4 protein-coding genes and 1 pseudogene are annotated in these 6,061 nt (G+C 74.7%); 2 read left to right on the forward strand and 3 right to left on the reverse strand.

Annotation, left to right across the window (positions count from 1 at the left end; genetic code table 11):
- Positions 1–2,300, reverse strand: a 2,300-nt coding sequence (locus AB0F10_RS43455; protein WP_360639908.1) for a BTAD domain-containing putative transcriptional regulator, incomplete at its 3' end; no start/stop codon positions are given.
- A 203-nt stretch (positions 2,301–2,503) separates the two neighbouring features.
- Between AB0F10_RS43455 and AB0F10_RS43460 the strand changes: the two genes are divergently transcribed.
- Positions 2,504–3,538: a hypothetical protein gene (locus AB0F10_RS43460; RefSeq protein ID WP_360639911.1), complete on the forward strand. Its 1,035-nt coding sequence runs from the start codon at positions 2,504–2,506 to the stop codon at positions 3,536–3,538.
- A 43-nt stretch (positions 3,539–3,581) separates the two neighbouring features.
- Here the strand turns inward: AB0F10_RS43460 and paaK are convergent, their stop codons facing one another.
- Both paaK and AB0F10_RS43470 read right to left on the reverse strand, forming a co-directional pair.
- On the reverse strand, positions 3,582–4,889 hold the full coding sequence (gene paaK, locus AB0F10_RS43465; RefSeq protein WP_360639914.1) for a phenylacetate--CoA ligase PaaK: 1,308 nt from the start codon (positions 4,887–4,889) through the stop codon (positions 3,582–3,584).
- A gap of 20 nt (positions 4,890–4,909) precedes the next feature.
- Entirely contained in the window at positions 4,910–5,590 is a 681-nt protein-coding gene (locus AB0F10_RS43470) for a TetR/AcrR family transcriptional regulator (protein ID WP_360639917.1), read from the reverse strand.
- 83 nt (positions 5,591–5,673) lie between these two features.
- Between AB0F10_RS43470 and AB0F10_RS43475 the strand changes: the two are divergent.
- Positions 5,674–6,061: pseudogene (locus tag AB0F10_RS43475) on the forward strand (phenylacetic acid degradation protein PaaN); the annotation flags it as partial.

Raw genomic sequence — 6,061 nt, forward strand, 5'->3', positions numbered from 1 at the left:
CGGGCGGCCAGCGCCGGGTCGTCGTGCCCGGCCAGCAGGCGGCGCGACAGGGACACCTCGCGCAGCCCCCGGCGCCAGTGGCCGGCGGCGGCCGCCACCCGGGCCAGCCGCAGGTGCAGGGCGGCGCGGCGGACCGGGTCGGTGCAGCCGCGGGCGCGGGTGCCGAGCGCGTACGCGTCGTCGACCCGGCCGGCGACGGCGTACGCGTCGATCAGCGCCTCGATCACCTCGATCGACGGTTCGACCAGCGACAGCGAGCGCTCCAGCAGGGTGATCTGGGTGGCGACGGCGCCCTGTGCGGCGGCCCGCCCGGCGGCCGCCGCGAACCGGTCGGCGGCCCGGTGCGGGTCACCGGCGGCCAGCCACAGCTCGCCGGCGAGCCAGTCACCGTCGGCCGAGCCGGACGCCTCCACCGCCTCGGCGGCCCGGCGGGAGAACACCACCCGCTCGATCGGCAGCATCCGGTCCCGCAGCGCCTCGGCGGTCAGCGCGTGCCGGAAGGCGTAGCTCCCGGTGCCGTCGTCGACGACCAGAAGCTGTGCCTCGATCGCCTCGCGCAGGCCCACGAGCAGCTCGTTCTCGTTCAGCCCGGCGACCAGGGCGGCCATCTCGGCGGGGAAACGGCGGCCGAACAGGGTCGCGGCCCGCAGCAGCTCCCGGGTGCGCGGGCCGAGCCGGTCGGCCCGGCCGGCCAGCGTCGCGGCCAGGGTGGTCGGCGGCCCGGCCGGCAGCGGGCCGGTGACCGTCCAGTGCCCACCGGCGTACGCCAGCACGCCGTCGCCGACCATCCCGGCGAGCAGCTCCTCGACGTGCAGGGGTACGCCGTCGGAGGCGTCGCGGAGCCGTTCGTGCACCGCCTCGGGTATCGCGCCGGGGCTCGCGCCGAGGCAGCCCGCGGCGAGCTCGCGGACCGCGCCCTCGCCGAGCCGGCGCAGCTCCAGCACGCCGGCCGCCCGGCGGTGCTGTGCCGCGCGGGCCAGCTTCAGCGCGTCGCATTCGGGGCGCAGGGTGGCGAGCACCAGCAGCCGCTCCTGCCCGGCGTTGTCGATCAGGTAGTCGACGACGGCGAGGGTGTCCGCGTCCGCCTCGTGCAGGTCCTCCAGCACTAGCAGGACGCCGGTCGCGCCGCCCAGGTGGACGATCAGGCGCAGCACCGCCTCGGCCAGCACGACCAGCGACTCGTCGGCCTGCGGGCCGTGCTCGCGGCGCCACTCGGGCACCAGCCGCGACAGCGCCGGCAGGTAGGGCCGCAGCTCGGGCACGTCCAGCGGCCCGGAGCGGCGCAGCAGCGCCAGCAGCGCCTCGCTCAGCGGCCGGAACTGCACGGCCGGCGCGGTGGACCGCCCGCGCAGCACCAGCAGGCCGGCGCCGGCCGCCGCCCGGGACGCCTCGGCGGCCAGCCGGGTCTTGCCGATCCCGGCCTCGCCGAGCAGGAAGATCGCCCCGCCCGTGCCGAGCGGCACGCCGCGGACCAGGTCGAGCAGGGCGGCGAGCTCGTCGCGCCGTCCGACGACGGCGGGACCGCCGAACCGCACCGCGCCGGCGCCGGGTGCCGCGGCCGGCCCTGGCACCGCCACCGACGACCGGTCGGGCTCCAGCTTCGGGTCCTGCCGCAGGATGGCCGTCTCCAGCGCCCGCAGCGCCGGGCCGGGCTCGATGCCGAGCTCCTCGTCGAGCGCGCCGCGCAGCCGGCGGTACGCGGCCAGCGACTCGGCCTGCCGCCCGGCCCGGTAGAGGGCGAGGATCAGGTGTCCGTGCAGCTGCTCGTCGAACGGGTGCTCCCGGCTCAGCCGCTCCAGGTCGGGCAGCGCCTCGACGTGTTCGCCGAGCGCGATCCGGCTCTCGGCGAGGGCCCGGACGGCCCGCAGCCGCAGCTGCTCCAGCCGGGCGGCCTCGTCGCCGAGCCAGCTCAGCTCGGCGACGTCCGCCAGCGACCGGCCGCGCCACAGGCCCAGGGCGGCGCGCAGGTGGCGGACCCGGTCGGCGTGGCCGTCCGCCCGGGCGGCCAGCCCGATCAGCTGCTCGGCCCGCGCGGCGTCGGTGGCGGGCGGCTCCAGCTCCAGCACGTAGCCGGGCGGGCGGGCCGCGATGGCCTCCCGGCGGCCCAGCACCTGGCGCAGGTGCGAGACGTTGCTCTGCAGCGTGTTGAGCACGGTGGACGGCGGGCTGTCACCCCAGACGATCTCCAGCATCCGGTCGGTGCTCACCACCTGGCCGTGGTGCAGCGCCAGGACCGCGAGCACCGCCTTGCGGCGCAAGCCACGTACCGGCCGCGACGACTCCCCGATCAGGACGTCCACGGACCCCAGAAGTCTCACCTGCATTCGGCCGCCCCCATCCCGCCCGGAGCGAAATGTACTGGCCGGTACACGGCGGCCGGGTGCTCAGTCGCGGACCGGACATGCCCCGTCCCTGTAGGACATCCGACGCATCACACCAGGTGCGGCGCCGTTTCAGCGCCGTTTCAGGGCCCGCTGCTGTGCTGTGGCGAAAGGAGGTGCACATGACGGTCTTCGGCTGGGACATGAGCCACTACGACGCGCCCGGCGTGGGCCCGGCGGTCGCCGAGGGCATCGCGTTCCTCACCCACAAGGCGGGCGGCGACGCCGACGACGCAGAGCTCGGCGCCTGGTGGGGCGGGGTGCGCGGGCTGGATCCGGCGCGGGTGCTGCTCGGCGCCTACTGGGTGCTCTACCCGGGCGACCCGGCCGGCCGGGCCGACAGGTTCCTGGCCCGGCTGGACGCCACCTGCCCCGGCTGGCGCGACCGCCCGTTCCTGCTGCAGGCCGACTGCGAGAAGTGGAACGGCGACCCCGGCACCGTGCCGGGCCGGGCCGACATCCGGGCCTTCTGCGACCGGCTCACCGAGCGGATGCCACGGCTGCGCCCGATCGTGTACGCGCCGAAGTGGGTCTACGGCGACGCCCTGACCGGCCTGGGATACCCGCTCTGGGCCAGCTCGTACGTCAACGGCGCGGGCGCGTTCCGGGCGCTGTACCCCGGCGACGGCTCGTCGCGCTGGGCCGCCTACTCGGGGCAGACGCCCGCGATCCTGCAGTACAGCAGCTCGGCCACGATCGGTGGCCAGACCACGAGCGACGCCAACGCCTACCGGGGCACGCTGGCCGAGCTGATCCGACTGGCGGCCCCGGGCTGGGAGGACACCATGGACTGGACCGACGACGTGATCACCAATCCGGCGTGGCGGGCGGACAGCAAGACCAACCCGACGGTACGGGCGAACTTCGCCATCTACGACGTGTGGAATCAGGCGCACTCGGCCGCCGCGGCCGCCGCCGCCGCCCGTGCCGACGTGGCGGCGCTGAAGAATCAGCTCGCCGCGCTGAACACCGGCCTGGGCGCGGCGATCGCCGCGATCGCCGCCAAGGACGTGGTCGACGAGGCCGCCCTGGCCGAGCACCTGTCGCAGGGCGTGGCGGCCGTCGTCCTGGCCGGCCTGCCCGCCGACCGCGACGACATCACCCCGGCCGAGCTGCAGGAGGCGATCCTCGAGGTGCTGCGCAAGCTGGTGAACTGACGGGCGACGGCGACGGCGACGGCGGCGGCCCGCGGGCCGCCGCCTACGGCTTCGGGCGCTTGTCGACGATGCGGCGCATCTTGCCCATCGAGCGCTCGACGCCGTCCGGCTCGATCACGTCCACGGCGAGGCTCACCCCGATGGTGTTCTTCACCAGCTCGGCGAGCTCGCGGCCGGCCCGCTGCGCCGCGGCGGGCTCGACGCCGGCCCGGCGTTCCACCTTCACGGTCATGGCGTCGAGGCGCCCGTCGCGGGTGAGCAGGCACTGGAAGTGCGGTGCCAGCTGCGGTATCCGCAGGATCAGCTCCTCGATCTGGGTCGGGAACAGGTTGACGCCGCGCAGGATGATCATGTCGTCGCTGCGGCCGGTGATCTTCTCGATGCGGCGCATCGGCCGGGCGGTGCCCGGCAGCAGCCGGGTCAGGTCGCGGGTGCGGTAGCGCACCACCGGCATGGCCTGCCGGCTCAGCGACGTGAGCACCAGCTCGCCGGTCTCGCCGTCGGGCAGCACCTCGCCGGTGAGCGGGTCGATGATCTCCGGGTAGAAGTGGTCCTCCCAGACGTGCAGGCCGTCCTTGGTCTCCACGCATTCGGTGGCGACGCCGGGACCCATCACCTCGGACAGGCCGTAGATGTCGACGGCGTGGATGTCGAGCCGCCCCTCGATCTCGGTGCGCAGGTCCTGGGTCCAGGGCTCGGCGCCGAAGATCCCGACGGCCAGGGAGGTGCCGCGCGGGTCGATGCCCTGCCGCTGCATCTCGTCGACGATGGCGAGCAGGTAGCTCGGCGTGACCATGATGACGTCGGGCCGGAAGTCGTTGATCAGCATGACCTGGCGCTCGGTCATGCCGCCGGAGACCGGGATGACGGTGCAGCCCAGCTCCTCGGCGCCGTAGTGCGCGCCCAGGCCGCCGGTGAACAGCCCGTACCCGTACGCGACGTGCACCCGGTCGCCGGGGCGGCCGCCGGCCGCGCGGATCGAGCGGGCCACCAGCCGGGCCCAGGTCCGCACGTCGTCGGCGGTGTAGCCGACGACGGTGGGCCGTCCGGTGGTGCCCGAGGAGGCGTGCAGGCGGGAGATCCGCTCGCGGGGGACGGCGAACATGCCGAACGGGTAGTTCCCGCGCAGCACGGCCTTGTCGGTGAACGGGAACCGCGCGAGGTCGCCGAGCTCCTTCACGTCCCCCGGATGCGCGCCCGCCTCGTCGAACATCGCGCGGTACGCCGCGACGTTGTCGTAGGCGTGCCGCAGCGACCAGCGCAGGCGCTCGAGCTGGAGCGCGCGCAGCTCGTCGACGGAGGCGCGCTCGATCGGGTCCAGGTCCTCGGGTTTCGGGGTGCGGTCCTGCATGACGATCTCCTGTCGAAACCTCAGCGCCTCGTGCGCAGGCCGTCGAAGGCGACGATGGTGACGGCGTCGGCGAGCTCGCCCGCGCCGCCGCGCCGGGGGCGGTACCACTCGATCAGCGAGTTGACCATGCCGAACATCAGGCGGGCGGCGGTGGCCGCAGCCACATCGTGGCGGATGGCCCCCTCGGCCTGCGCCTGTTCGACCAGCTTGGTGACCTTGGCGTCGAAGATCCGGCGGCGCAGCAGGGCCTGCTGCTCCACCGCCGTGTTGCCCCGCACCCGCAGCAGCAGCGTCACATACTCCAGGCGCTCGGCCAGCACCAGCACGCTGTTGCGCAGCAGCAGCTCGAGGCGGTCGATGGCGGGCCGCTGCTGCTGCTCGACCTCGGCCATCGCGTCGTCGAGGCCGTCGAGGGCCTGATCGACGGCGATTCGCAGGAGTTCCTGCTTGCCGGAGACGTGGTGGTAGAGGCTGGACTTGGTGATGCCGAGCCGCTTCGCGACGTCGTCCATGCTCGTCGCCTCGTAGCCGCGCTCGTTGAACAGGCGCACCGCGGCGGCGAGGACCGCGGTGAGGTCGTGGCCGGGCCTGCCGCGCCGCGGCCGGTCCCGCTCGGGCGGCCGTTGCGGGCCGCCACCTGCGGAAACGAGCTCGCCGGGGCATTCCTGCGCGGCGGTGCGCGCGGCGTTCTCACCAGCCATCGTTCCTCCGGATCCCGCCCGGGCTTGATTACCGACCGATCGGACGGTAAATATGAGATACAGCCAACCGCACAGGAGCGCCGATGACAACCCCCGCCGAGTTCTACGAGACGCACCGCGAGCTGCTCGACTCCGCGATCGAGGCGGCCGCCACCCGCGACTACTGGTCGGCCTACCCCGAGTCGCCCAGCAAATCCGTGTACGGCGAGGACGCCGCCCCCGCCGGCGAGCGCGCGTTCCGGGCGCTGCTCGGTGCCGACTTCCCGATCGAGGTGCCCGGCGCGACCGGCACCGTGTCCACCGAGCGCTCGCCGTACGGGATCGCGCTCGACGTCCGTTATCCCAAGGGTGACCCGGCCGCACTGGTCGCCGCCGCCCGCGCCGCCATGCCGGCCTGGCGCGCCGCCGGCCCGCAGGGGCGGGCCGGCGTGGCCGCCGAGATCCTGCGCCGGATCAACGCCCGCATCTTCG

The organism is Actinoplanes sp. NPDC026623 (assembly GCF_040638275.1).
Classification (GTDB): Bacteria; Actinomycetota; Actinomycetes; order Mycobacteriales; family Micromonosporaceae; genus Actinoplanes.

What these genes read in the sequence shown, in the direction of transcription:
- paaK (WP_360639914.1), bottom strand. Translation starts at nt 4,889, where the DNA reads ATGCAGGACCGCACCCCGAAACCCGAGGACCTGGACCCGATCGAGCGC.
- AB0F10_RS43470 (WP_360639917.1), bottom strand. Translation starts at nt 5,590, where the DNA reads ATGGCTGGTGAGAACGCCGCGCGCACCGCCGCGCAGGAATGCCCCGGC.
- AB0F10_RS43460 (WP_360639911.1), top strand. Translation starts at nt 2,504, where the DNA reads ATGACGGTCTTCGGCTGGGACATGAGCCACTACGACGCGCCCGGCGTG.